The sequence below is a fragment of the Paenibacillus sp. N3.4 genome (assembly GCF_008017805.1).
Lineage (GTDB): Bacteria > Bacillota > Bacilli > Paenibacillales > NBRC-103111 > Paenibacillus_E.
Window position 1 is genome coordinate 1 of sequence record NZ_VRTT01000011.1, and the last position, 26,941, is coordinate 26,941.

Genomic DNA, 26,941 nt, shown 5'->3' on the forward strand with positions numbered 1-26,941 from the left:
TATAACCCATATGCACCTTTTTCACTCCTGCTTCAACCGTGCGTTCCCATATTTGCTCCTGCTTCATAAATCCCATGTTAACTCCTCCTCAGTCCCCTATTCTCCTGCCTGGTCGTTTAAGTCGCTAAGGATTTGGTTAGCAAGCGGGAAAACGATCTCCTCCTCCGACAGTAGTTGTTCCAAGCATACCGAACAGGCTAAGCTAAGCAGCGAAATCGCTTTTTTAAATTTGGTTGCATCTGCTCCTTCGCACTGCTCCGCATCGTGGAGAAAGGAGTGGACGAATCGTTCTACTCGTTTATGATCTTCTTCCAAAACCCAAGTTGAAGTCAGAAAGGTGGGTTCCATCCCCTGATTTGCATATTCCGTAAGGATGGGCAAAATCATCTTTTCCTCCCAGCTTTCATGAGCCTCAAACTGCTGTATGAAAACTTCCATTTGTTTGCAAATTTCTTGAAGCAAGCACTTTGATTCTTCCGCTCCAAGCATGGCAATCATATGCCCTGTCATCTCTTGTACATGGTCAAGGGCTTTTTTTAATGCCTCATGTTCGTCCTTTAAGCGTTCCAGAACCTGCTGAAGATTGTTGTTATCTAACGGCAATCCAAGATCCATAACCATTTAATGACTCCTCCTTTGCTTACCTTGTATAAATTGTAGGCCTTTATTTCAGAAATTGCTGTGAAGAGAATCACAGCCGCTTTATTATTTCGTGATTTTCATCACTGCGGCATAGTCCATCTTGGTTTACCATGAGATTAGGAAGGATTTAATTATGACGATGGAGGTAATGGTTTTGGCTAATGAAGATAATGCTGCTTCAACGACATTGATGTTAAACGCTAAGTTTTTGCTCATTTTAACTGTGGTTATCGCCAACTGCGCGGAGCCGCTAATCCATCAAAATGCAGCTTTTTATTCCCTGTATTTGGGTATTTATACGTTTCATATCCCTATGTTTGTTATGGTAACCGGATATTTTTCTAAAAATTTTCGTCTTGATGTACCCGGGATCAAAAGTCTGCAAATGATTTTTTATCACTATCTGATCTTTCAAAGCCTTTACTCGCTGCTAGATCTATTGGCCTTCCACGCACCCGGCGTTCACTATTCTTTTTTCGTTCCGTATTCGTTATTGTGGTTTTTATTCAGTCATTTTTGTTGGCGTCTCCTTCTTTTGCTCTTTACTAGAATGCGGCATCCCCTTGTGTTTTCGGTTATTCTCGGAATACTTGTCGGATATGCTCCGTTTACCGGAACGATGCTCAGCTTTTCCAGAACCATCGTATTTTTCCCTTTCTTCTTGGCCGGATATTATTTTCACCTCGGTATGGTCCCAAAATCCTTTGCACATAGTAAAAAATGGGTGGGTGTGCTTGGCTTCTTAGCTATTTTGGCCTTTCTGAACAAAATCTCGGTGGACCCCAAATGGTTATACAGCAGTTTCACTTACAGGGAATTGGGATCCACGCAGTGGTATGCAGGCATTTACAGGATAGGCATGTATGGACTTGAGGTAATGGCTTCCCTTTGCTTTTTGATCCTTGTTCCCCGAAAATATACCATCCTTACCGAATGGGGAAAATATACCGTCTACGTGTTTTTGCTGCACGCACTTATTACGAAAACAGCCATTTCAATGGGACTGTTTACACATGTGCACACCACTGTACAAATGATTCTCGTCCTGCTGCTCGCTGTTGGACTGACCTGTTTGCTATCGCAAAAATGGGTACGCCGCTTCAGTCGTCCTCTTATTGAGCCGGATTTATACTTTTGGGAACGATGGATAGCCGGAAAGCACAAAACCTCTAACCCACGATAAGTGGATTAGAGGTTTTGTTTAGGCTGTTGTAATAAGGCCATAAGTACCGTCATTGCGGCGATAAACAAGCTCTGTTTTATTGGAATCCCTGTTAAAAAACAAGTGAAAGTTATGGTCTAGCATATTCATTTGTAGAATAGCTTCCTCGATATCCTCCGGTTTATTGGGAACTGTTTTCATGCGCGCTAATTCAAATGGGGATTCATTTTCTCTGTTTAATGGCTCCACGTTTTCAAATAGGTGAGCTTTAATCCCCGTTTGATGCCGCAATCTTTGTTTGATCTTGTCTTTAAACTTATGGGTCTGCCTTTCTAATTTATCCGCTACGACATCAATAGATGCGTACATATCATCTCGTTTTTCCTCAGCCCGAAGCACAATCCCTTTGCATGTCATCATCACTTCAGCAACATGAAGTTGTTTATGTCCTTGAACAGATAGGGTAACATGCATATCACAAGCTTCTTCAAACCATGATTCCAGTCGTCCCAATTTACGTTCCACATATTCTTGCAAAGCAGGGGTCACTGTTACGTTTTTACCATGTACAATTAGTTTCATACTGTTCATCTCCTATGAGAAAATATGCAAGCTGGTAGCGCGGTGGATGAATTAATGCTGACTCCCGTGATCCCTTATTGCTGCATCTTCTGTCTGGCTTGCAAGAATTCCCGTATCAATGAGCTCCCTTGCTCGGGCCATTTCCCCATCTGTTGGGGTAGGACAATGTTCGAGCGGATATTCTTTCCCCATTTGCTGCCATTTGTAGACGCCCATTCTGTGATAGGGAAGCAGCTCTAATTTTTTCACGTTATCGAGTGTACCGATGAACATGCCAAGCTCGATGAGATCTTTGTAATCATCCGTCCATCCCGGTACTAACACATGGCGAATCCAAACATGTTTATTTATCTCTTTCAGATAATGAGCGAAGCGCTTCATACGATCATTAGGCTGAGCCGTGAGAGCCATGTGCTTATCGGGATTTATCTGTTTCAGATCCAGCAGCACCAGATCGGTCACTTTCAAAAGCTCCTGCGCATAGCTCGGCTCACAAAACCCATTCGTATCCAACACGGTATGCAGCCCCCAACGTCTCTTGCACTCGGCAAACAAACGGGCTAGGAAAGGAGCCTGTAAAGTCGGCTCCCCACCCGTTACTGTAATCCCCCCGCCTGAACGGCGATAGTATTCGAGGTATGGCTCGATCTCTTCCATAATCTCCTCTACATCCATTTGCCTGCCCGTATTCATTTCCCATGAATCCGGATTATGACAGTACTTACACTGGAGCGCACAGCCCTGCATGAAAAGAACAAAGCGGATGCCCGGACCGTCAACCGTGCCAAAAGTATCGAAGGAATGTATGCGTCCTTTCATCGGTTTATTCCCCTCTCTTTTTACATGGTGCCGTGGAAAGTACGATGAATCACATCAAGCTGCTGTTCCCTAGTCAGCTTAATAAAGTTTACGGCGTAGCCAGAAACGCGAATCGTTAATTGCGGATATTGCTCTGGATGCTCCATAGCATCCAGAAGCTGCGCACGATCAAAAACATTAATATTTAAATGATGACCTTGATTTGCCATATATCCATCGAGCATGGAAACGAGATTCGAAATACGCGTTTCTTCTTCACGACCAAGAGCTTTCGGTACGATGGAAAACGTATTGGATATGCCATCCAAGCAATGTTCATAAGGAATCTTAGCTACGGAAGCAAGCGACGCTAACGCCCCTTTTCGGTCACGTCCATGCATGGGATTGGCTCCGGGTGCGAAGGGCTCTCCCGCTTTGCGACCATCTGGCGTACTTCCTGTCTTTTTCCCGTATACAACATTCGATGTAATGGTCAGTACGGACATCGTTGGCACAGCGGCGCGATACGTCTTATGTTTCCTGATCTTATTCATAAATGTTTCTGTTAATTGAACGGCGATTGCATCTACACGCTCATCATTATTGCCATACTGCGGATATTCGCCTTCAATTTCAAAATCGACGGCAATCCCATTTTCATTGCGAACCGGGCGGACCTTCGCATACTTTATCGCGCTAAGCGAGTCAGCGACGACGGATAATCCTGCGATGCCTGTAGCCATCGTGCGTACAATTTCACGATCGTGCAGAGCCATTTCCAAACGTTCGTAGCAGTACTTGTCATGCATATAGTGAATGACGTTAAGGGTATTCACATACAGCTTCGCCAACCACTCCATTACCGTATCAAAATTGTCCGCTACTTCTTCCATATCCAGAATTTCCGAAGTCAAGGGAGCTAATCGGGGTCCTACTTGTATACCCAGCTTCTCATCCACGCCTCCGTTAATCGCATAGAGCAAAGCTTTTGCCAGATTGGCGCGGGCACCGAAAAATTGCATCTGTTTGCCAATGCGCATCGCAGATACACAACAAGCTATCCCGTAGTCATCCCCATAATAAGGGCGCATCAAATCATCATTTTCGTATTGAATCGAGCTGGTTTCGGCCGATACCTTGGCACAGAAAGCCTTGAACCCATCTGGCAATTGAGTCGACCACAGTACGGTCAAGTTTGGCTCAGGGGCAGGACCCAGATTGTATAAGGTATGCAGGAAGCGGAAGGAATTTTTGGTCACCCGCGGTCTGCCGTCCAGCCCCATGCCGCCAATTGATTCGGTCACCCAAGTAGGGTCTCCGCTAAAAAGTTCATTGTAATCTGGTGTACGCAGAAATTTAACGAGCCGAAGCTTCATCACGAAATGATCAACAAGCTCCTGCGCTGCTGCTTCCGTCAACGTCCCCTCACGTAAATCCCGCTCCATATAAATATCAAGAAAGCTGGATACGCGTCCAAGGCTCATTGCCGCGCCGTTCTGCTCCTTAATCGCCGCTAAATAAGCAAAGTACAACCATTGCACGGCTTCAGAGGCATTCATCGCCGGTTTGGCAATATCATAGCCGTAGGTCTTAGCCATCATCTTCAACTCGCCCAGACTGCGGATTTGTTCGGAGAGTTCTTCACGCAGTCGGATAACATCTTCGGTGATCGAATCGACTTCCAACTGCAGAAGATCCTTCTTTTTTTCTTCGATCAGGCGATTTACGCCATACAAAGCAACGCGTCTGTAATCGCCAATAATGCGACCACGTCCATAAGCATCGGGTAAGCCTGTAATGATAGCAGCCTTACGTGCTGTTTTCATCTCCGAGGTATAGGCATCGAACACGCCTTGGTTATGCGTTTTGCGAATATCTGTAAACACGTGTATCATTTCTTCCGGCAGCTTAAACCCGTATGCCTCACAGGCGTCGATGACCATGCGAATGCCGCCAAAAGGTTGTACGGAACGCTTGAGTGGAGCATCGGTCTGTAAACCAACAATTTTCTCTTTATTCTGTGCCAGATAACCCGGCGCATGTGAGGTAATCGTGGACACCGTCTGGACATCGATATCCAATACACCGCCATTTTCTCTCTCTTTGCGAGTTAACATACTGACCATTTGCCATAGCTCATTCGTAGCTTCTGTAGGACCTGCCAGAAAGGAATGATCACCTGTATAGACGGTCATATTTTTGTCGATAAAATCTTTAACATCAATAGATGTTTTCCATTTCCCCTTAACAAACCCGCTCCAGCAACTACCTGTCTGGATATCTTCTTCTCGTATTGCCATGATGGCACCTCCTAGAGTTCGCGGAGCAAACTTACTTCCAAAGATTCAGCTTGTGAGCTTCCTGCACGATTAAAACTTACCGTAAAAAGCGTTTCGATACACATCAGCCAACTCTGTCACTAATGGCATCCGAGGATTCGCGGTTGTACACTGATCTTCAAATGCTCGATCCGCTAAGTAGTTGACACGCGTCTCGAATTGTTCGGGATTGAACCCAAGATCCTGAAATTTTTCAGGAATACCCAAGGTTTTATTCAGTTTACGGATGGCCTCGATAAGGCTATTCACGCCTTCTTCCGTTGTCTTAGCGGGAAGCCCCAGCATACGCGCAATTTCGGCATAACGTTGATCGGCAATGAAGTGATCGTATTTCGGGAACGAAGTGAATTTTGTCGGCTTTTGGGCATTATAGCGAATCACATGCGGCATCAAAATGGCGTTTGTGCGTCCATGAGCAGTGTGGTATTCTCCGCCCCATTTATGCGCCAAGCTATGATTAATACCCAAGAACGCATTTGCAAAGGCCATTCCTGCGATTGTTGAAGCATTATGCATCTTCTCACGGGCCACAGGGTCTGCGGTGGCAAACGATTTCTCTAAGTTTTGGAACACCAATTGGATGGCCTTCATCGCTAAACCATCGGAATAATCATTAGACATAACGGACACATACGCTTCAATCGCATGGGTCAGGACGTCCATACCCGTGTCGGCTACCGCAGTCTTCGGCAAGCTGTACACATAATCTGGATCAATGATCGCTACGTCAGGTGTAAGCTCATAATCGGCAAGCGGGTACTTGGTATTGCCCTTCTCTTTATCTGTAATGACAGCGAAAGATGTCACTTCCGAGCCTGTACCCGAAGTCGTAGGAATCGCCACAAATTTCGCTTTGCGCCCCAGACGCGGATATTTGTAAACCCGTTTGCGAATGTCCATGAATTTTGCTTCAAGGCATCAAAGCTGGTATCCGGATATTCATAGAACAACCACATCGCTTTAGCTGCATCCATCGGCGACCCGCCGCCTAAGGCAATAATGCAATCCGGCTGGAAGCTTGCCATCTGTACGCGACCGCGTTCCACCGTTTCAACGGATGGGTCTGGCTCCACATCAGAGAACACTTCAATATAGACAGGCAGTTGTCGCTTGCGAAGATAATATTCCACACGCTCAACGTAACCGAGCTTCACCATCATCGGATCTGTGACAATCATGACTCGTTTAATATCAGGCATTTTCTCTAAGTACTGCGTAGCGCCTTTTTCAAAATAAATCTTCGGTGGTATTTTGAACCACTGCATATTGACAGTGCGGTAAGCAACGCGCTTCACATTGATCAGGTTCACGGCGCTCACGTTAGAAGTAGTCGAGTTATGACCATATGAGCCGCAGCCTAGTGTCAAGGAAGGTAAGTTTGTATTGTAAATATCACCAATTGCACCGTGAGTAGATGGTGAATTAACAATGATACGTCCAGTTTGAAGCTTATTAGAGAATGCCTGGATGACCTCTGTATCTTGAGAATGTATGACGGAGGAATGTCCCATGCCGCCAAATTTAACTACTTCCGCAGCTCGATCAATCCCTTGCTCAGCGTTCTTCACTTTGTAGCAAGCAAGCACAGGGCTTAGCTTCTCCGCGGATAATGGAAATGCCTCACCGACACCCGCTAATTCCGCAACTAATATTTTTGTCGTCACAGGCACCTTAATCCCAGCCATCTCCGCGATTTTCGGGGCAGATTGACCAACAATAACCGCGTTAACGACACATTTCTCAGCATTAATGACCAACTTAGAAACAGCTTCTGTTTCTTCTTTATTCAAGAAGTAACACCCCTGATCAGCCATCAGCTTCCTTGTTTCCGCGTATACCGATTCCTCAATAATGACAGCTTGTTCAGAGGCGCATATCATACCGTTATCAAACGTCTTCGATAGGATCAAATCATTGACAGCCTGCTGCAAATTGGCCGTTTTCTCAATAAAGCAAGGTACGTTGCCAGGTCCAACGCCCAGTGCCGGCTTGCCCGTGCTGTAAGCTGCTTTCACCATCGAAGACCCTCCAGTTGCCAGAACAAGCGCCACATCTGGATGATTCATCAGCAGTTGAGTTGCTTCCACGGATGGATGTTTCACCCATTGAATGCAATGTTCGGGTGCCCCTGCCTTAACGGCTGCTTCCAGTAATGTTGCTGCTGCCGCGCTGCTTGATTGCTGAGCAGACGGATGAAAAGCGAAGATGATCGGGTTTCGGGTTTTCGTCGCAATTAATGATTTGAACATCGTCGTCGAAGTGGGGTTCGTGACCGGCGTAACACCAGCGATAATACCAACAGGTTCAGCCACCATTTGGTAATTTTCATACGCATTTTCCTCAATCACGCCAACTGTTTTGTTATTTTTGATACTGTGATAAATATATTCCGTAGCGAATAAATTTTTGGTGATTTTATCCTCGTAGACACCACGACCGGTTTCTTCCACTGCCAGCTTGGCAAGAACCATATGCCGATCGATGCCGGCTAATGCCATTTGCTGTACAATGTGGTCTACCTGACTTTGATCCAGCTTAAGAAATTGCTGCTGCGCTTGCTTGGCTCTAGCTACCAGTTGGTTAACTTCGTCTTGAGCAGAAATTTGATCTAATGTTTTCGCTTCCTTGGTTGTCATACTTTCATCCACTCCTCTATTTTTCAATAATGTGTGGCTGTTAACTTGTTGTTCTATCTTTAGATTAAACTTAATCAATAAGCCTCACTATGATAAAAATCACAAACCAAGTGTTTATAAATTCCGTATCCTTGAACACATTATGAATGATTTCACATGATTATTATAAAAAAATACCTATTCTTAATCTCAGAGCATACTGAGAGAATAGGTATTGTTTATGAATATCTTCTTATCTAAGAGCTATTGGTTGACTGGTTGCAACTGCAATACAACGAAACTCATATTGTCCTTCAAATATTTTCAGCTTTGTCAGGTCTCCGACTTTATCATGCCTGCACGCGCAATAAAAATGATACAGCACGCCATTCCAATAAATAACACTAGACTTATGGGCATGAATTTCGTCAAGTTCTCCTTGCTCTCCGTATGGGATTAATGGCTCTTCCCCACATCGCCAATCTGTTAAATCGTCAGATACTGCCAGAGCACTCTGCGCGTGATTGCCATCGAAACCAAAGGCAAAATTTACATGTAGTCAGCAACGTGCTTTTGTCCATGACTTATCCTTTGACAAATATGATGTTTCCATGGGTGCATCACATGAATATCGATCTTCGACATGATGAACCACCTATCTTTCGTATTTTGTAATAAAAACACCTGCCCCCATGGAGGAGCAAGTGTTCAGTCAATCTTGTTATTTCAAATCATTCACAAACTTCAGCAAGTAATTCGCAGCTTCTTCAGGAATTTTCTTGCCTTTCTGCGCGTGGACTTCGTTGATGAAGGCACCAAACTGTTCATGCCGGAGCTTCGTTCCAAGCGAGTTAACAATACCTTGGCTGCCATTGCCGGTGACCCAAGCCTCGACGAGCCGGATCAGGCTATCCACTGTCACCTTGACGATAACAGTGGTTGCCGCCGTTCCGGAATTGCCGGCAGCATCGGTCGCATATGATGAAACGGCATTGTCACCTATGTTCAACAGATAGGCCGGGCTGTTCAGCAAAGGAGCCGAGCGGGAGCTGTAAACAACGCTGGATACGGCGTCCGTAGCGGTGCAGGTGACCGTTACCGTCTGATTGATGGTATATGTTCCCCCTCCGCTGATTTGAACGGTCGGCGCGGTTTGATCGATTGAGAAGGTAGCTGTTTGGGACTGTTCCTTATTCCCAAACTGATCGGTCGATCGGAACGACAGCGTATAGAATCCATCTTCTTTTAAAACAAGCGCGTTCTGATATTTCGTCCAAGTGGCTCCTCCATCTAGGCTGTATACGGTTTCCGTAACGCTGGACTTGTCGTCCGTAGCACTCAGATTTACTTTAACATCGGTGACGTACCAACCGTTCTGCTTCGTCCCTTCCAAAGCGGCTACGGTAATCGGAGGTGTATCATCCGTTACGATCCATTGAACCGTTCTGAATTTATTGGGATCTTTCGTTTCACCAATGCCGGAGCCCCACTCGATATACCCTTTGCGACCGGTGCCATCGTTATCATTAACAAGCAGCGAGAAGCTGAAGGCTCCCTGTTTTTCCGGCTTGATTGGTGCAAGCTCAGACCATGGAAGCGCGAGCTCATAGACCGTAACCTTCTGCACTTCATCACGCGAAACCTGCAAGGAACCGTTCGTTATAAGCTCCCTGACACTGGTATTAGGCGATGAATAACGAAAGATTTGCGGCCCTTGTGGCGTCTGGGATAGCCCGTATTCATACCATCCCAAATTCTCTCCAGGAATACCCGCCATTGCAGCAAACTGGAGACTGTCATTTTTCCAAATTTCCGCTCCGCTTGTAGGCGTGTAATGCACATCGTCTTTGACTGTCGCAGTTAGATAGAAATGATCTGAATCCCAGTTCACCCATACGCTGCCGTCCAAATCCGAGGGTCCAGTATAATTTTGCATTTTTACCGTCCCTTGCGATAATTTAGCGACCGGCGGCGACGCTATGATCGCAGGGTCTGCCAAACCGTCAAGTTGTAATGTTCCGGGAAGAATCGGATTGAAATCCAACTTCCCTGCATAAACGAAAGATGCTTTTCCGTCAAATTGGACAGTCACTTGCGCTTGGTTACTGACACCGTAATTAAAACCGCTCAGCGGAATATCAAACGTCTTGGTGGTGTCTGGGGGAATCACATTGTTCAAATTCTGTGTGCCTGACTGGGTGCCGAACTGCCAATCGGCTTTTCGGACAGTTAGACCTTGCTGTTTGGAAAAGTTCTGAATTTGTATCTTCAATGCTTCAGCCTTCGTATTCACATCGGTAATAACAGGAATGATTCGCGCGCGGTAAGAAGGGAGTGTCTGAATGGCATGCTTCAGTCTTCCGATTCGGTTCCCGTTCACGGTCAAATCGCCTGTTACATAGCGAATGCCTTCCTGTCTCAATCCAGGCAGGGCGAACTGCTGCGACGTATTCTGACCTGCTCCCGCGTACAATGGATATGTCGCTCCTTCCACCGTAAATGAGGCGGCGAGAGGCGATGCGGATGTATTATTCGCTTCTACCTTAAGCGCAACAGGCTCGCCGGTTACCGCCTCTGTCCCCGTCACGGCGAACGTCGAATCAAGCGCAATGCCGTCGATGTCGCTTTGGATGTAAATGGGTTCGGCGGTTAACGTTATATACACCTTGCCGTGAAGCGGTGTGAAGGTTTCCGTGTTCCCCATGATATCCGTGATTTGTATCGGCAAATTCGTTTGAATGGCTGCCTGCACAGGGCTATTAGCCCAGACGATCCTTAGCTTCCGGCCGTCTTTATCAAATCGGTAGCTGGTAATGCCCGTGTCGACGGCTTCCTGTTCAACGAACGAGGCGCCTAGCAATTCTCGAGTCATCGCCCCATAAGCCGCATAAGCGGGTTTTGGCGAGAACTGCCCTTTGAGGTCATCCTGATGGCGAATGAGGCCGAAATTATCTTCGCCATAGTCGGCTTGCATGCCATCATTCATCAAATCATACCAGAATATTTTCTCGACACCGGCACTCAACGCTTGCACATATGCTCGCACCAAATAATCCGCTTGTGCTTTTTCGTCTACTCCCCTTGTGTCGGTATGCCAGCCGACTTCCGTAATCCAAACCGGTTTGTCTTGTCCCTGATTATATTTCCGGATTAAGCTTTGCGCATCGAGCACGGCTTGCAACATGCCATCCGGCGTTCGATTGTACGGATGGATGGAAACGGTGTCCATGTACTGGAGCCCGCCGAGCCGGAATACCTCCTCCATCCAGGGGATGTCTACGTTCGATGCCATTCCGACAACCGTCACGTCCGATCTGGCGGCTTTCACCGTCTCGTAGGTCTTCTTCAGCAGCTTAAAATAATAGTCCGGACGTGAGTCAGCGGGGCCGTTCCCTCGATCACCGAACCCTCCGTTAAACTCATTATAGACTTCCACCCATTCCATCTGGTTGCCATATAGGTCCAGCAAAGCCTTGCCATAATTGGCAAAACCCTGACGGCCTTCGTCCGAATAGGGCGTACTGTCCTGATCGTAAAACGGATTCGTAAAGTCAAGGGTGATGAACGGCTTTAGGCCGTCTTGCTGCGTTTTCCGCATAAAGGCATCGCGGCCTGGCGGCTTCTGGTATTTCCCTTTTTCGTATTCGACATCTACCCAAGTAATTTCGTCACGGAAATTTTTGGATCCGACGCGTTTCAATAATGTACTTAACTCAGGCGTCCATCCAGTACTTGTTCTTGCTAGGTGAGTGGATACCCCGAATGGAGAGTTGTTCGCCAAAGTGGGGTCATCCGAGGCTAAGCGGGCAAACGAAATTTCTGCATTTTTGATCGTTTGACCATCCTTCTTCGCAGCAAGCGAAAGCTTATAATAACCAAGCTGCTGAATAGGAATCGTCAAATTCAATTGCCCATCCTGCACCCCCTCACTGCCTGCCAATACTTGATGATCCAAGTGGTCATATACGCTCCAACTTACAGTATCTCCCCTTGTTACAAGAGGAAAAGCTGCAGACTCGTTCGCCAGAAAGATATTTCCCATTCGGGACTGCTCGATGGATAAATCCGGGAAGGTGGATGTGGTCACGATATTGTCCAAGCGAATGTCTCCGCTCGTTTTGCCCGCGATCAAGCCGGTCTTTTCTAGAATAAATCCGATTCTCTGGGCGGGACCATGCCATACCCCGTCGTTTGCCCCGTTATAATGTAGATAGCTCGTGCCGCTGTTGAACTTAAATATTTCTATTTTTTTCCAATTCCCAGTTGGCGTCACAGCGATTTTCTGCTGATGCACCTGCCCGGTCGAATCCGTCAACAGAACCAGAATGGCAGCAGCATCCGTTGTTTTCACCCAAAATCCAAGCTTCTTTATCTCCCGAGGAGAAAAATTTCTTCCTATCGAAACACTTTTGCCGGTACCGCTAAAATCTCCGCTCAACTTACCCGAAAAGCTTCCCTCCTTAAACACGGACGAATCCCGGACATATTCGCCTTTAGCTCCTGTTCCCAAGGTTGGTTTCCATATGTCAAAGGCGTTCTCGAAATTGCCGATCGCGGAATCCCATAGAGGCTCTTGCTGCGGAACCGTCGCAGATACATCATCGATCCATACATTCCCGCTTATTTTTCCACCGCTCAAACCACTCTTCTCTAACAAAAGCCCGATTCCCTGGGCAGGTCCATGCCACACCCCATCGTTGGCTCCGCCGAAATGAAGATAGCTTGTGCCTCCGTTAAATTTGGTGATCTCCATCTTCTGCCAGTTGGCATTTGACGCCACTGCAAGCTTCTGCTGATGCACCTGCCCGGTCGAATCCGTCACCCGAAGCACGATCGCAGAGGCGTCAGCTGTTTTAACCCAAAATTCAAGTTTCTGTATATCCATAGGAATAAAGTTTTTACTCACCGAGACATATGTGCCGCCGGCGCTAAAATCCCCGCGCAGCTTACCCGAATAGGTCCCCGACCTAAATACGGACGTATCCCGCACATATTCGCCTTTGGCTCCGGGAAACTCGGTTCCCAGGTTAAAATTCCAAAGCTCTTCATCGCTTTCAAATCCGCCAATCGTTGCATTTTGTAACGTATCTGCCGCATAAGCTGTTATATTTCCTAACGATAGTACTCCATTCCAAGACGAGATACACAAAAGCAGGACCAGCATCGAGCTTACTATCCACTTTTTCGTTAACAAATTAACCCACTCCCTCACATGGCACCTAAATGAATACGCTTACCTACCTAGGATTTGAAAACTCTCCGTTACCCCTTCTACAAACTGTCCGCGAGCCTGCAGCACATGCCGGATATGGGCCGCCCGTACGTCGCGCGTATTTTTGGCGTCGTTGCAACCATAATAGCCGCTGCTGTTCCTGCCGCCTCTCCAATGGCGCTGATCCCTGACATCACGCGGTATGAGCTATGCGCTTCATGCGTGCCGCTTATACATCGGGAGCTTAATAGAAGATTGCTAAAGCCTTTCGCAATGATAGAGCGATAAGGGATATGATAATATCCCGCTCCTCCGATCGGTACGAGCTTGGCTCCCCCGCCAAGCGGATCGTGAATATCCAGCTCATAAGCGCAGGCAGCCACCATGTCATCGAAGGTTTTGGCTGAGAGGCAATCTTCCTCCGTCAGCACGTAGTCTCCTGTAACTCGCCGCCCCTCGCGAACCCCCAGCTTAGAAGCCATGAAATCTACCTGTGCCTCGCAAAATGCCGGGTGCTGCCGAATGGCTTCCACCAACTCTCCGGCTTGTTTGATCCCTTCCTTCATGCCCGATTTAATTAAATCCTCAGACGTCGGATCCACTTCCGTTACTGCGGTTGAATTAAAGAGCAGCGCCTTTCCGTCCGGATAAGGAAAACACAATACGCTGAGTCTCGTATTGCTCGTGCGTCCTTCTTCCTTCATTCGCTGATAGATAACAGTAAGCTCCTGCCGAAGCGAGCGGATGCCTCCCCATGTCGTGAATGCCGGAATTCGCAGTAATTCCGGATCAAAGCCGCTCAGCTTGAAGGTAACGGTTGCAGACTGCATTCTCCCATCCAGCTCGCGTCCTATACGGTATTCCGCTCCAGCTAACGCGCTTAGGTTTCCATCGGCCGTAGCATCTAGAAATACCACCCCTCGCACTATTTCTTGCCGATTACCGTCAAGAAGCAGACTTTCTATGGTTCCGTCTTCCACATATACTCGCTTCACCGTTGTACCAGTCCAGACCGTTAACGTCGTTTCAGCCTCCAGCAACGCTTCGTAAGTTGCCTTCAGCTCCCCTTCATCATAAGTGGGGACCATCTCTTCTTCACCGAACAGGCCGATATGGCGATATGCTGAAGGAAAGAGCTCTCGATGAATACCATTATTGATGACTCGACCGCTGTAATCCCTAAACTTGCATACAAGAGAAACCGCGGAATGAACGCCGGTCCCTCCGATTTCATTCATTTGTTCAATGAGAAGCACCTTCGAACGCATACGCGCAGTAGCCAAAGCCGCACAGATGCCTCCTACTCCTGCTCCAACCACAATGACGTCATAATCATGACCTACTTGACCCATACTTCCCTCCCAAGTCTCATTCATCATTATTAAAAAAAGCTACTGACACATGCCTGTATACCCATAGCAAAATAACTCCCTACCAAACCATCATATTTACATGCACGGTTTGATTTCGGAAATCGCTTTCTTTTTTGGGTTGTAGCCTTCACTGTCCCTCGCTCCCGCATGCTCCTTGATCATGCGGGTACCCCTGCATAGAACTCATGACTCACTCTACTTACGATCATTTATGTCCATAATGCCGACCCAGAGTACATCATGCTCATCCGAAAATGTGAAGGTGACCTTCCGGCTGTCCGGACTAAACGATGGATGCGGGTGTCCAGGATGCATCCCACGACAGGGCAGCTCGCATAGCAGCTCGGACTGTTTCGTAGCCATGTTGATAAGCACGATTTTGGAAATACCAGGCTCCTGTGTATCCGCCGCCGCATATCGGCCGTCTGGACTGATGCCCACATGCCAATACCTGTAATCTCCGTTAATGAACTCGTACCGCTCGCCCCCGCGATCCACGAAATATACGCCTGTCGGTTTATCCGGGCTATGCGGATATTTCACGAAGTACAGTCCGCTGCCGTCGAACGCCCACATCTCGTGCCCAACATATTCAACTGGCCGTCCGCTCTCCTCCTTCTTCTGCGAAAAAAGGTTGCGCTTGTCTCCTGTTCGCGTATCGACCACCCAGATCCGATCCGGAATATGCTCCGTAGCGCCCTCATGGGAAAAGAATACCTGACCCGGATCAACTGGATTGATCATGGCATGATTCGCCACCGGATAAGGCCCCTCAAATTGCGGACAAGCTACTTCGCGCACCTCCCCGCTCGCCGTATGGACGGTGCCAATCACCCAATTGGCTTCCCGAGACGAAGCATCCTCGGATGGACGAAGCTGCTCCTTCCAGTAGACGCCAAGCACCTTGCCATCATTCGTAATCGATAGGGGCCCAAAGAACGCGCAATGCTCTTCCAGCTTGCAAATCGTACGCCGTTCCCCGCTCCACGCATCAATTGCATACAACTCATTCTTGTCAAATAGATACAAGATATCATCACACGAAACGACCCCGCGTCCCCATTTCAGGCTTTCCTCCAGCAACTGCACATCACCCGTTTCCGTATCGAAACGCACGATGTTACCTGTCCACGTCTCCCGGTCCATATCCGTGTGTACGATCACATGTCTGCTGTTCGACAACCACGACATCGCCGTATAGTAGTGATGTCCCGTATCACCTCCTTCAGACCCAATCGCGAGGATTGGCAGCCCCGTGATTGTATCTGTAAACGATGTACTCTTCAGCATCGTCCGTACCTCCTGTTGCATTCTTATTCGGCACCATCAACTTCGTCGGTTTCATTAGCACCATCGGCTTCTCTTAGCGACGCTTGCTCCCGCTCCCGATATTCACCTGGGGTAAATCCTGTACTTTTCTTAAAAATCCGCACGAAGCTGTTGACGTTCGTATAGCCGACCGCCCCCGATACATCGCGGATCAGCATATCGGAACCGGCGAGCAACTCCTTCGCTTTCCTCATGCGGATATCCATCAAATAATCAATGAAATTTCTTTCGCTCCTTGAATATGCGGCTCACATGCGACACGCTCAGCTTGAACTCGCTTGCCAAATAATTCAATGATAAATCGCTGTGCATATAGTGGGCGTCAATAAAAGCGGTGATCCGCTCGACAACGTCATTTCGCTCTCTACTGCTTCGTCTCTCCTCAATTAGCACTGCATATCGGCCAAGCTGCTCGATGACGTAATCCGACAACTCATGGATGCTTTTATACTGGCTCAGCAGATCAAATAGTCGATGCGATGGCGCCTCTTCAAGCAGTGTCGGATCGATCTCGCCTACCGCTTTAGCTGCCTTCATCATAAAATGCACAACAAGCTGGCGAATCATATCAGGCGCAGCGCCGCTGCCAGCCATTTCGCCGAACCAACGCTCCGTCTGCTACGTCATCTTCTCGCCATCTGTCAGCCGCAGCGAGTCAACAATCCCATCCGTCATGCCAAGCAAGCGCATAAACTCCCCTCTCGCTGGCTCGCGAATATCTTCGCTGGAGATAATTGTGTTGCCGCCGAGAATCATTTTGTACGACAGTGCCGACATCGCGTCGTGAAACGAATGCTGAAGCGCGCCCAAATCTTGCGTCATGCGGCCTAATCCGATCGAAATCGTCTGTTTGAATTGTTCTTCCACATAGCTCTTGATCATCTCAGCAACCGCCAGCGCCCGCAGTAGATTCGCTTCCCCGTCCTCATCGTCAAAGCTGAGCACGATAACGACCATGCCGTCCCGCGCTTCAATGGCGATCCCTCGGTACTCGGTGTTGATGATCTCCTCCGCCACATTACATAGCGCGTAGCTATATAAATGAAGATCCTGCGGAGTGGCAATCCCCGATTTCCGATCGAACTCAGCAGCCATAGCGATATATTGCATCGCGTGCAGCGGAAATCCGATCGCTTCAAGGCTGGGCAACAGCTCGCCCGGATTTTTGCGCGCGCCGATCAGCGCATCCATCACAAGCCGCCATTTGATAACCGGCTGTGTTTCACGCATTTGCCTGTACATGCGACTGCTGTCCGCCAAAATGTACGACAAGGAAACTTCGATGCCGCTGAATTCGTCGTCTGCCGTATGCTCATCTTTTCTTTCATATACGCCATACGCCTGCAGCTGTTTCGTCACACTCGAGAGAACCCGTTTCACAGGCCGGAACATCCAGCTGTTTAATACCATCGCCATGCCGCCTGCTAGAAGCAGAAGAATGATCGAAATGCCAAACAATGTGTTTCGCACCTGGACCAGCGGCTTACTGAGCTCAGAATCGGACACCACGCTAATGATTTCCCAACCCGTATACGGACTCTTCATATAAAAGACGGTTCTGTTGATCCCATTTATTTTCGTACGGAACTGCCCTTCATCCCGCTCGTTCATTTCTTTCGACCAAAGCAACTCGCCTGTTTGCTTGCCAATCAACAATTTATCAGAATGACTGAGGACCGTTCCTTGCGCATCCGCCAGAAATAAATAACCGAGAGAAGGATTGATCGCGCTTTTGATCAAATTATAAATGGATCGCTCATCGACATTGAAAGCAACCGCGCCTTTCCGGTATCCTTCCCCATGTGTAAGCGGATAGAGCGAATGAGCGTCATGACGTTGTGCCGAATGTTGCCCGATTCGTCGATGGACAGCTTTCGTGTGCCGATCCACTGATAAAAGCCTTTGTATCGCTCGAATGCACTAATCCATTGATAATCGGGGCCTGGATCCGGCGTTTGAAACGAGTTCGTCTGCGACCAGCGCTTCTTCGCATAGGAATACAGATCGATTGAAAAAATGGTATCATTGCTCATCAGCATATCGCCGATTCGGTTGTTGATATTGATCGTATCCTGCTGGTCAGCAGCATCATCCTCCATAAACGTCCTCATATCACGGCTGCGCAAAAATTGCATCGCCTCCGAGTCGATCGCCTTCAGCACCAACAGCAGCTTACCGTTTACCTCGTGGAGCAACGACATGTTCGTTTGCTCGACTTCTGCCTGCAGATGATCGGTCGTGATGAAATAGCCACATTATTTCTTGGCCTGCTTCGTATACAGTTCCGTATAATCCTTTATAATCTGGTCTCCGCCCTGAGAGCGCCACTTCTCCACTTCTTTATTGAAGCCGGCTTCATCAAGGATTCCCATAATGAATTTGACACGGGCATCGGCAATGATCTTGTTCAGCTCCGTTCCCTTCTCCACAGCTGTCTGAGAGATCAGGGGCTCCATCGGGTTGGATACGGCAATTGCCTCGTTGTTTTTCATCATGGTGCGGAATCTATTGTCCGCTTCCCCCTTCCCCTTCCAGATCATCATCGCACCGTCATAGGTAGGCAGTTGCTTTAGAGGAGATACCTCGTTGGCATAAGCAGTCTGGTCAGAGATGGCCGGTTCTCCGTCCGCTCCTTTGGTGTAATGAACACCCTCGATCCCCCACGTCCAGGTATTCAACATTTTGTCATCGACGATTTTGTCGAAGAAACCAAGAAGTTGCTTCAGCTCCGCCTCCGACTTGACTGTGGCTTTTGGGAACACGAACATTCCATTATATCCAGTGGTTGCAAACACCCGCTCTCCCTTAGGTCCCTGAATCCTGCTGACAATATCGATCTTGGCAGCAGGATTGGCTTTCTTCAGCTCGTTTCCTCCTGTAATCACGAAGTCAAGTGTATTGAACAGCATGCCGGCCTTGCCTTGATAGAATTGCTCTTGCTGTTTGCTGACTTTGGTTGCAGCGAAATCTTGATTAATCAGCTTTTCGTCATACAGCTTCTTGTAGAACTTCATGGCTTCCATATTTTCTTTAGTCATAAACTGGGGAACTGCTTTGCCATCCTGAATATCCCATTGGTTGGGCGCTCCGAAGAAGGAGGCGATGGTCTGGAAGCCGGTGAGACCCATGGCGCCTGTGCCGCCAGAATCCTCGGCCTCTACTAGCCCGAATGTATCGTTTTTGCCATTTTTGTCCGGATCGTTTAAGGCGAATCCGCGGATAACCTTGTAGAGATCATCGATGGTCTTCGGTTGCTGCAAGCCCAGATTGTCTAACCAATCCTGCCGGAAGGCGATGCCCTGACGGGCCAGCGCTCTGGCGCGGTACAAACCGTAAACCTTGCCATCCACTGAGATATTTTTCAGTACCTGCTCCTTCGCGTTGTACTTGCTTAGGTTGGGAAACTCCTTGATATAGGGTCCGATCTCCCAGAACATGCCCGATCGCTCCGCATTGATGATTGATGAGGACTTGGTATCCCCAATCATCAGTACCTGAGGCAGATCATTGGAGGCGATGGAGACGTTGACCTTGTCATTGTAAGCAGACGCCGGAACCCAGGTGGTATTGATCTTGGTATTCGTGTATTCCTCGATCTGCTTGACAATCGGATTGTCGGCCTTGGGAGGCTCGGTTGACGAATACTGGTTCATCATCGTGAATGTAAACTTTCCGCTTGGCGTTGCCTTCTGGTTCTTCTCTTCCTGATTGCTGCCGCACGCTGACAAACTGGCAGCCGTCAGGATTGCTGCGAGACCAGTTAGGGCCATTTTGTGATTTAATTGATTCATGTCTTACTCCCCCTCATAATATTGAAGATATTATATTAAAAGATGAACAGGTTCATCCTTTAACCGAACCTAGCAGCACTCCCTTGGCGAAGTGCTTTTGTAAAAATGGATAGACCGACAGAATCGGGACGGTGGAGAACACGATAACCGCCATGTTGATAATCTTGGACGGTGGAGGAGGCGCCTCGCTCATATCGGCCAACCCCTTCTCCGACAGGATCACAATCTGTCTTAACAGGACCTGGATTGGCCATTTCTTTGAATCGTTGATGTACAAAATAGCGCTCAGGAAAGTATTCCAATGAGTTACTGCGTAGAACAGCGAAAAGGTTGCAATCGCAGGCAGAGATAATGGGATGACAATACGGAATAAAATCCCAAGATCATTGCAACCGTCGATCTTGGCCGATTCCTCCAAACCGTCAGGCAACTGCTGGAAGAAGTTTTTGATGATGATCATATTAAAAGCACTGATCGCGCTGGGAATAATAAGCGCCCAGTAGGTATTGGTAAGGTGCAATGCTTTAACAATCAAAAAGGTAGGCACGATACCAGCGCTGAACACCATCGTGAAAATAACCATGAGCATGACGGGACGGCGTCCATACAAATCTTTGCGGGCAAGTGGATATGCCATCAGCACAGTCAGCAGCAGGTTCACAAGTGTCCCAATCACAGTCACCCCAATGGTAACTGTCAGGCTACGAAGCAGTATTGGAGTAGACAAGATGTAACGGTAGCCCGCCAACGAGAATTTCGTTGGAAATACAAGGAAGCTTTTGGATAGCACCTCCTGCTCCGTCGCGAAGGAAATCACTATGATATACATAAACGGGATGAGCATCACAGCCGACACCAACAGAAGGATTGCGACGTTGGTCCAGTCGAACAGACGGGTTCCCCAGCTTCGGTTTTGTTGATTCATAGATTAATACACCCCTTCCCCACCGAATTTTTTGGCCAGCCAGTTTGAGCTGATGACCAGTACAAATCCAACAACCGACTTGAAAAGGCCGACAGCGGTACTGAAACTGAACTGCCCTTGCGTAATCCCCGCCGTATATACATAAGTGTCAAACACTTCCCCGACCTCACGGTTAATCGGATTCAGCATCAGGAAGATTTGCTCAAAGCCCGTGTCCAAAAAGGTACCCAGCCGGAGGATGAAAAGAATAATAATGGTAGAGCGAATGGCAGGAAGCGTCACGTGCCATAGTTGGCGCAACCTTCCCGCACCGTCTATTTTTGCGGCTTCGTATATCTGGGGATCGACTCCTGCCAAGGCTGCAAGGAATATAATGGTTCCCCATCCTGTTTCCTTCCAAATCACTTCCAGTGTGATCATGGTTCTAAACCAGCCTGCGCTTGCGAGAAAGTTAATCTTGCTCCCACCCATTGCCATGATGGCTTCATTCACCAGTCCGCCGTCGATTGTAAAGAAGGTATAGGCTATGCCGACCACCACGACCCATGAGATAAAATGAGGTACGTAGATGAAAGTCTGTATGGCCCGTTTGAATTTCTCTTGACGCACTTCATTAATTATGAGAGAGAGCAGGATCGGTGCGGGAAAAAAGAAAAAAATATTGTACCCGGCCAGCACCAGGGTATTCCTCAGAAGCATCCAGAACGACGGATCATGGAACAGCCGCTCGAAGTGCTTGATGCCAACCCACTTACTGCCGAAAAAGCCCAGGTAAGGCTGATAATCCTTGAAAGCTATGAGAAGTCCCCACATAGGGGCGTATTTGAACAACAGGAAGTAAAGCACCCCGGGAGCCAGCATCCCATACAGCCATTTGTTCCTCCGTATCTGGCGCCAGAAACATTGCTTCTTCGGCTTAGCAGCAGACATTTGAAGCGCAAGATTTCCTTTGATTTGATTCATCTTCAACTCCACCTTCGTGTTTCGTGATTTTTTGTGTGTACCTTCAAGATAAACGGCCGACGTGCGGACGTCTATAATCGAGGGATAATCATCAGGAAAGGTGTTTGTCGCTGTAGAGGTTATAATCATAATCACGTCCAGAATAATCATGAGTCCGAGGCCACGAGAAACCTCTTGTTACCCCTTAACATCAAAATGAAGAAGACCCCCAACGACAGGCAGTGGACCTATCGCGGGGAGTCTTCGGAGTGAAGCGTTCATATTTTGTGATGGCAGTACAATTCCCGGTATTGTCCGGGCGTCATGTTCTCCATCTTGCGAAAAAAACGGATGAAATTCTGAGGGTTGGTGTAGGTTAATCTTTCCGCAATATCCCCGATCTTCATATCAGTCTCGACCAGCCATTGTTTCGCCATCATCAAACGGTAGTTTAGAAGGTACTCGCTGAAGCTGATCCCTTTATCCCTGCTGAACAGCGGCCCCAAATGGTTGGGGTGGTAATTCAATTGCGTCGCGCATGCCTCAAGGGTAAGTTCGGTGTCGAAGCGCTGATGAATCAAATCAGTTATCTGGTCCGATATTTTCTTGGCGTGAGACTTGCTCTGCTGCTCTAGCCTGCGCATGATCGGGGCAATGACGGTATCGCAAAACCAAAGGCGGATTTCCTCCTGGGATTTTAGATCGAGTAGTCTGTCAAAAAGCTGCTTTTCCTGATCGAGTGGTAATTCCGTCTTTGTATCCGCTGTTGTCTCGGACTGTCCAAGCTCGGTCAGCATAGTGTACAGTCTGACCAGTGACATCCGATATTGGCGCCAGTCGGCTTGTTCATTAAAGATCAGTCCAATGCAGCGTTCCAACAGTTTGTCAGCCCTTGTCCGCTCCGCCAGCTTAACTGCATCGTAAAGCTCTTTGGCCGCACGGTGCGGGAACACGCTGGATACCAAGTCATCAGGTTGGACATCATCGATAAACAGAACTGATTCCGGGCCGAAACGAATCCGGTAGCGAAGCGCTTCTAGTGCTTGCTCCGCAGAGACAGAAATATCGATGAGTCGCTTTTGGGGACGGCTGATGCCAATGCTAATTTGCAGCTTTAGGTATTGCTGTACTGTTTTCCTGATAAGCTCCGCCACGGCAAACAACCGGTTCTTGTACTCCACGTCCGTAGTTCCGGTACCTCCCACAACCGTGATCTGGGATTGTTCCAGCAACACAGGATCTAGCCGTTCCTCGGCGGGGATCAGCTCGCCGGCGATATTTGCGATGGCGAAGAGCAGCAGATCACGATCATTTTCATTATACTGGGACCTCTCCAGATCATCGATCTGAATGGCGAGTACGGCATGCCACTCCCAATTGGCATGATAGCCATACTCTTTCAGTCTGGCCGGTAACTGAGACTCTTTCTCCTCACCTCGAATCAGCTTCATGACAAAAAAATGCTTCAGCTCCCGTACTTGTCCCGTAAGCTGGGCTAAGAGGCGGGATTCCGTCTGCAGCATAGATTGCAGCCGATAGCCGATTATGGCAAATTCATCGGTGCGGGCTTCTTCTGGTGGATCTTCGAATCTGTCGGCAATCGTCGCGACCAATTTCCGAACTGGCCGATAGAACGTCCGTGAACCGTACAGTGCCAGCCCGCCGGTTACCAGAACCATGAGCAGGCATACAAACAGAGTAACCCAACCTATAGAGCGGGAATCTCGGGTAATATCTTTTATGGATATGGCAGACACATATATCCAGCCATTGTAACTTGACTTGCGCATGATGACACTTGTGTTGTCCCCGTCAAGCTCTACATTGAATTGCCCTTCCGTTTCGCTTCGTCTTTGCACCCCGGTAACAAGTTGCTCCAAGCCGGATTGCTGCACTTTCTGATCGCTTCGGGACAACAGACGGTAATCCTTATCCATTACCATAATGCTGCCGATCCGGTTATCGGCTGCCAGAAGTCTCGCCAGCTGCGATTCAGCGATGGTCACGATGGCCAGTCCGTTAGCTTTCAGCGAATTCAGCGGAATTTTCTTCACGAGACTAATACTTGGCGAACGCTTGTCCTCGTCCGTTACCCAAAAAGAAAATGAAGGCAGCTTCTCATACCGGAGAAGCTGCTCCAGATTCCTTACATCATCAAATGTAAAAATATTGTTGTTGTCGACGCCCCATTGACCTTTTAAATTCAGTACCGTCATATTGTTTATCGTCAGCTCGAAGGTTTGGCTGCGCACCATGTTCTGGTACATTTCATTATAAACCTGATAATTGGCTGCTGAATAAGGGAGCGACATCGCATTAACTACAAGGGGCGAGCTAATATACTGTGTAACCGAATGATCGATCGTCTTAAGGATCTGCTCCACACGAAGTTGGGTCTGCTGAAGTGTCGCCATGCTACTCTGGTTGACCTTGTCTTGAACTATAGAGGAGGCTTTGTAATATGAGATGACTCCAACGATGATAGCTGGAATAGAGCCGATCAGCAGACTGTACATTAAGAGACGATTGAAATATTTGCTGGAACGATTTTTCATGGCATCTCCCTTGTAAGCAGTTTCGCCTAATTTTTCTCCTATTATAGAGATGAGATTGAAGGAAGTCCATAATCAGGGCATAATCATTAGAAAGGATTATCGGGTTTGATTCGTTATCCAGCAGATGTGCTAATTCGTTCAATTCGTTGATTTTGTATTTCAGATTGTTTAAACTTCATGATAAGAGCGCCTCCTTGATTGTGTTGGGTTATAAGCCCGGGACAAACCCATCATACCGAGGCGCTCCTTTTTGACGAAGGCTATTTCTTAGCCCTAACAGGAATGTTCCCTCGGTTTTAAGGTTTTATCTCACTTTTACTCACTCATTCGCAGGATTCCATTGCCCTGTTAACAGTTGTCGTCCGGATAGTAAGCTTATTAAACTCCGTCGTTCCAATTTAGGACATGAGGGAACAGAAGAAAGTCTTTGGAACATTTCTCCAAGTGCTGTTATTCTGCACGCATACTCCACTTTCTCCTTGGTGCTCACCATCCCATAGGCTCCCGACTTGGAATCGGAAGCATCTCGTACATATTCGCCTTTGGCTCCGGGAAATTCGGTGCCCAATCCTAACTTCCATATATCAAAAGCATTCTCGAAGTTTCCGATCGCGGATTCCCATAGAGGCTCCTGTTGCGGAATCGTCGCCGATACATCGTCAAAATACACGTCCCCGCTTACTTTTCCACCGATCAAACCAGACTTTTCAAGCAAAAACTCTATCCCCTGGGCAGGACCGTGCCATTTGCCGTCACTCGCTCCGTTGAAATAAAGATAGCTTTGCCCGCCGTTATATTTGGATATCTCCACCTTCTGCCAATTGGAGGTTGAAGTTAATGTGATCTTCTGCTGGTGAACCTGCCCGCTCGAATCCGTCACTCGAAGCGAGAGCGAAGCAGCATCCACCGTTTTCACCCAAAACTCCAGTTTTTGCATATCCAAGGGTATGAATCTTTTACGAAGCGTCACATATTTGCCGCCTGTACTGAAATCACCGCGCAGCTTACCGGAAAACATCCCGGATTTGTAAGTAGACGCTTCTCGCACATAGTCGCCTTTAGCTCCGGGAAATTCGGTGCCGAGCCCTAACTGCCAGAGTTCTTCATCGCTTTCAAATCCGCCAATCGTAACATTTTGTAACGGTTCTGCCGCGATAGCTGTCGTGTTACCTAAAGATAGTAGTCCAAACAATGGTGAGGCGGACAAAAGCAGCAGGACCAGCATAAAGCTTACCATCCATTTTTTTATTACCAAGTAAACTCACTCCCTTTTATGGCATCTCAATTAAGAAAGCGTTTCCATTTGTTGTCGAAAATGGCACCTGATCCATGCTTGTTCAGGTCCATCCCACATCTACTGCATGATCAAGGATCATGCAGGCCTATCATTCCTGCTTAAACTGCAATCGTCATGATCCACCCCCCTCTTTTCCACCATGCTACTTGCAGTCGCTAATGTCCATAATGCCAACCCAGAGCACATCATGCTCATCGGAGAATGTGAATGTGATCTTACGGTTATCCGGGCTAAACGATGGATGCGGGTGTCCGGGATGGACCCCTCGGCATGGCAGCTCGCATAGCAGCTTGGACCGCTTCGTGGCCATGTCGATCAACACGATTTTAGAGATGCCGGGCTCTTGCGTATCAGCCACAGCATACCAACCGTCAGGACTAATCCCTACATGCCAATAATTATAGTCTCCGTTAACGAATTCACTCCACTCCCCCTGCTTATCCACGAAAAATACGCCTGTCGGTTTATCCGGACTATGTGGATATTTTACGAAGTACAGTCCACTGCCGTCGAACGCCCAAATTTCGTGCCCAACATACTCGACTGGCCGTCCGCTCTCCTCCCTTTTCTGCGAAAAGAGGTTACGCATGTCTCCGGTTCGCGTATCGACCACCCAGAGCCGATCCGGAATTTGCTCCGTTGCCCCCTCATGGGAAAAGAACACATGATTCGGATCAACCGGATTGACCATAGCATGATTCGCCACTGGATAAGGCTCCTCAAACAAAGGACGGGCTGCTACACATACTTCCCCGCTCTCCGTATGAACAGTGCCGATCACCCAATTGGCCTCCCGGGACGAAGCATCCTCGGGTGGATGGAGCTGCTCCTTCCAGTAGACACCAAGCACCTTGCCATCGTTCGTAATCGATAGTGGCCCAAAGAACGTGCAATGCTCTTCCAGCTTGCAGATCGTACGCCGTTCCCCGCTCCACGCATCAATTGCGTACAGCTCATTCTTGTCGAATAAATACAAAATATCATCACACGAAACGACCCCGCGTCCCCAAGTCAGATCTTCTTCCAGCACCTGCACATCGCCAGTATCCGTATCGAAGCGCACGATGCTTCCCGTCAGCTTCTCCCTGTCGATATCCGTTTGTACAATCAAATGTCGGCTGTTCGACAACCATGTCATCGCGGTAAAATAATTATGAGCTGTATCGCGTCCTTCGCACCCGACCGAGAGGATCGGCAGTCCTGTGATTTTGTCTGCAAACGATGTTCTCGTTAACATCGTTAACACCTCCTATTCCTGCACATGATCCACCCCTCACAGAAACCTTCCCGAAGGGGAATACGAATATGAGAAGTGGATCCACTATAGAACCGCTAATGCGGCATTTACAGCTTCGGCAGCATTATTTCTTCTTGTCATT

18 protein-coding genes and 1 pseudogene are annotated in these 26,941 nt (G+C 48.0%); 1 reads left to right on the forward strand and 18 read right to left on the reverse strand.

The features are described from left to right. Positions 1–96: 96 nt before the first annotated feature. Complete coding sequence (locus FU659_RS07905) at positions 97–621, reverse strand: hemerythrin domain-containing protein (protein ID WP_147947065.1); 525 nt, start codon at positions 619–621, stop codon at positions 97–99. A 154-nt stretch (positions 622–775) separates the two neighbouring features. On the opposite strand from FU659_RS07905, the gene FU659_RS07910 reads away from it, so the two are divergent. Next, positions 776–1,825, forward strand: a complete 1,050-nt coding sequence (locus FU659_RS07910; protein WP_147947066.1) for an acyltransferase family protein — start codon at positions 776–778, stop codon at positions 1,823–1,825. An 18-nt stretch (positions 1,826–1,843) separates the two neighbouring features. Here FU659_RS07910 and hpf read toward each other — a convergent pair whose 3' ends face one another. The 17 genes and pseudogenes from hpf to FU659_RS07990 form a co-directional block, all read right to left on the reverse strand. Continuing rightward, positions 1,844–2,386: a ribosome hibernation-promoting factor, HPF/YfiA family gene (hpf, locus tag FU659_RS07915; RefSeq protein WP_147947067.1), complete on the reverse strand. Its 543-nt coding sequence runs from the start codon at positions 2,384–2,386 to the stop codon at positions 1,844–1,846. 51 nt (positions 2,387–2,437) lie between these two features. Continuing rightward, the gene (gene pflA, locus FU659_RS07920; RefSeq protein WP_147947068.1) at positions 2,438–3,205 is read right to left on the reverse strand and encodes a pyruvate formate-lyase-activating protein; all 768 of its coding nucleotides are present in this window, start codon (positions 3,203–3,205) and stop codon (positions 2,438–2,440) included. Positions 3,206–3,225: 20 nt separating this feature from the next. Further along, on the reverse strand, positions 3,226–5,484 hold the full coding sequence (pflB, locus tag FU659_RS07925; protein WP_147947069.1) for a formate C-acetyltransferase: 2,259 nt from the start codon (positions 5,482–5,484) through the stop codon (positions 3,226–3,228). Between the two features lie 69 nt (positions 5,485–5,553). After that, positions 5,554–8,159, reverse strand: a pseudogene (gene adhE / locus FU659_RS07930) (bifunctional acetaldehyde-CoA/alcohol dehydrogenase). Positions 8,160–8,859: 700 nt separating this feature from the next. Next, entirely contained in the window at positions 8,860–13,332 is a 4,473-nt protein-coding gene (locus tag FU659_RS07935) for an OmpL47-type beta-barrel domain-containing protein (protein WP_147947070.1), read from the reverse strand. A 77-nt stretch (positions 13,333–13,409) separates the two neighbouring features. Further along, on the reverse strand, positions 13,410–14,729 hold the full coding sequence (locus tag FU659_RS07940) for an FAD-dependent oxidoreductase (RefSeq protein ID WP_147947071.1): 1,320 nt from the start codon (positions 14,727–14,729) through the stop codon (positions 13,410–13,412). Positions 14,730–14,918: 189 nt separating this feature from the next. After that, complete coding sequence (locus FU659_RS07945; RefSeq protein ID WP_147947072.1) at positions 14,919–16,013, reverse strand: hypothetical protein; 1,095 nt, start codon at positions 16,011–16,013, stop codon at positions 14,919–14,921. Positions 16,014–16,036: 23 nt separating this feature from the next. Beyond that, entirely contained in the window at positions 16,037–16,258 is a 222-nt protein-coding gene (locus FU659_RS07950; protein WP_147947073.1) for a helix-turn-helix domain-containing protein, read from the reverse strand. 7 nt (positions 16,259–16,265) lie between these two features. Beyond that, entirely contained in the window at positions 16,266–16,646 is a 381-nt protein-coding gene (locus FU659_RS07955) for a cyclic nucleotide-binding domain-containing protein (protein WP_147947074.1), read from the reverse strand. 24 nt (positions 16,647–16,670) lie between these two features. Then, on the reverse strand, positions 16,671–17,792 hold the full coding sequence (locus tag FU659_RS07960; protein ID WP_222708499.1) for a hypothetical protein: 1,122 nt from the start codon (positions 17,790–17,792) through the stop codon (positions 16,671–16,673). After that, positions 17,789–18,253: a hypothetical protein gene (locus tag FU659_RS36270; protein ID WP_222708500.1), complete on the reverse strand. Its 465-nt coding sequence runs from the start codon at positions 18,251–18,253 to the stop codon at positions 17,789–17,791. The genes FU659_RS07960 and FU659_RS36270 overlap by 4 nt, the downstream gene beginning before the upstream one ends. Positions 18,254–18,307: 54 nt before the next feature. Continuing rightward, a complete protein-coding gene (locus tag FU659_RS07965; RefSeq protein ID WP_147947076.1) occupies positions 18,308–19,843 on the reverse strand; it encodes an extracellular solute-binding protein in 1,536 nt (511 codons plus the stop codon). Positions 19,844–19,895: 52 nt separating this feature from the next. Next, positions 19,896–20,768 (reverse strand): carbohydrate ABC transporter permease, encoded by an 873-nt coding sequence (locus FU659_RS07970; protein ID WP_147947077.1) that lies wholly within the window; start codon positions 20,766–20,768, stop codon positions 19,896–19,898. A gap of 3 nt (positions 20,769–20,771) precedes the next feature. After that, the gene (locus FU659_RS07975) at positions 20,772–21,731 is read right to left on the reverse strand and encodes an ABC transporter permease (protein ID WP_147947078.1); all 960 of its coding nucleotides are present in this window, start codon (positions 21,729–21,731) and stop codon (positions 20,772–20,774) included. Positions 21,732–21,988: 257 nt separating this feature from the next. Continuing rightward, entirely contained in the window at positions 21,989–24,265 is a 2,277-nt protein-coding gene (locus FU659_RS07980; RefSeq protein ID WP_147947079.1) for a helix-turn-helix domain-containing protein, read from the reverse strand. Positions 24,266–24,584: 319 nt separating this feature from the next. Next, on the reverse strand, positions 24,585–25,520 hold the full coding sequence (locus FU659_RS07985) for a hypothetical protein (RefSeq protein ID WP_147947080.1): 936 nt from the start codon (positions 25,518–25,520) through the stop codon (positions 24,585–24,587). A gap of 184 nt (positions 25,521–25,704) precedes the next feature. Then, complete coding sequence (locus FU659_RS07990; RefSeq protein WP_147947081.1) at positions 25,705–26,799, reverse strand: hypothetical protein; 1,095 nt, start codon at positions 26,797–26,799, stop codon at positions 25,705–25,707. Between the last annotated feature and the right edge of the window lie 142 nt (positions 26,800–26,941).